Source organism: Acidovorax sp. WCS2018Noco2-16, assembly GCF_031843945.1.
Classification (GTDB): Bacteria; Pseudomonadota; Gammaproteobacteria; order Burkholderiales; family Burkholderiaceae_C; genus Paracidovorax.
On record NZ_JAVTJJ010000023.1, the window covers coordinates 1 to 1318 of the forward strand.

1 protein-coding gene is annotated in these 1318 nt (G+C 62.1%); it reads left to right on the forward strand.

The features are described from left to right. The first annotated feature begins 54 nt into the window (after positions 1-54). Positions 55-1277, forward strand: a protein-coding gene (locus tag RQI28_RS19650; RefSeq protein ID WP_311224349.1) for an IS3 family transposase whose coding sequence is annotated in 2 segments (ribosomal slippage) — positions 55-322 and positions 322-1277 — 1224 coding nt in all. Because the reading frame shifts where the segments join, the coding sequence is not laid out codon by codon here. The last annotated feature ends 41 nt before the right edge of the window (positions 1278-1318 follow it).

The window sequence follows — 1318 nt, forward strand, 5'->3', positions numbered from 1 at the left end:
TGGAGTTGACCCGGTTCCGTGGACACATCATTCTTTGTGTTCAAGGAGTCGCAAATGTCCAAAGTACGACCGCCGTACCCGGCGGAATTCCGCCAGCAGATGGTCGAGCTAGTTCGAGCCGGTCGCTCACCCGCGCAGCTCTCGCGTGAGTTCGGTGTCACCGCCCAGTCCATCACCAACTGGGTAGGCCAGGCCGCCATTGATGACGGCAAGCCTTTACCGGGCAAGGAAGGCCTGACCACCGCCGAGCGGGAAGAACTGGTGCGCTTGCGCCGGCAGTTGCGCCAGGTCCAGATGGAGCGCGACATCCTGGCAAAGGCTACGGCCTGGTTTGCCGGTCGCAGCGATGCGACTTCAACGAAGTCTTCGGACTCGTGATGGCAAACCAGGCCGACCTTCCTGTGCGCACCATGTGCCGCGTCCTCGGTGTCTCTGCCAGCGGCTTCTATGCTTGGCGCGGCCGTGCCCCTTCACAGCGCAGCATCGCCAACGCGGTGATGACCGAGCACATCCGCCAGATTCACCGGGACTCCTATGAGTCCTACGGCATGCCTCGGGTGCGTGCCGAGCTCATCGAGCAAGGCGTGTGTATCAGCCGCCAGCGCGTGGCCCATCTCATGAGGCAAGCCGGCATTCACGGCATCAGCAAGCGCCGAGGCTTCACCGTCACCACCCGTCGCGACAAACGTCAGGCCCCAGCCAGTGATCTGGTCAACCGGCGTTTCCACGCCACTGGCCCAAACCAGCTGTGGGTGGCGGACATGACCTACGTGCCGACGTGGATGGGGTTCCTCTATCTGGCGGTGGTCATCGATGTCTGGAGTCGGCGTGTGGTGGGCTGGGCCATGGGAGAGCGCATGACCGCCGACCTGGTGCTGGCGGCCTTGAACATGGCGCTGGAGCAGCGCAAACCCAAGGGTGTCATCCACCACAGCGACCAGGGCAGCCAGTACACCAGCCTGGCCTTCGGGGAGCGCTGCCGGCAGATGCAGGTGCGACCTTCGATGGGAACGGTGGGCGATGCCTACGACAACGCGATGGCCGAGAGCTTCTTTGCGAGCATGGAAAGCGAACTCATCGAGCGCAACCGCTTCCAGAGCAAGGCCCAGGCCCGAATGGCCGTCTTCGCCTGGATTGAAGGTTGGTACAACCCTCGGCGCCGCCACAGCGGCCTAGGTTACCTCTCACCCCTGAACTTTGAAAGGAGCAACGAAGCCTTGTTTGATGTTGTCGACGAGGCCGTCGTGCATGTCGAGACAACACCCGAAACGGTTTGAGAATCAAACCAGTATCCGTCCACGAAAGTGGGTCAACTTCA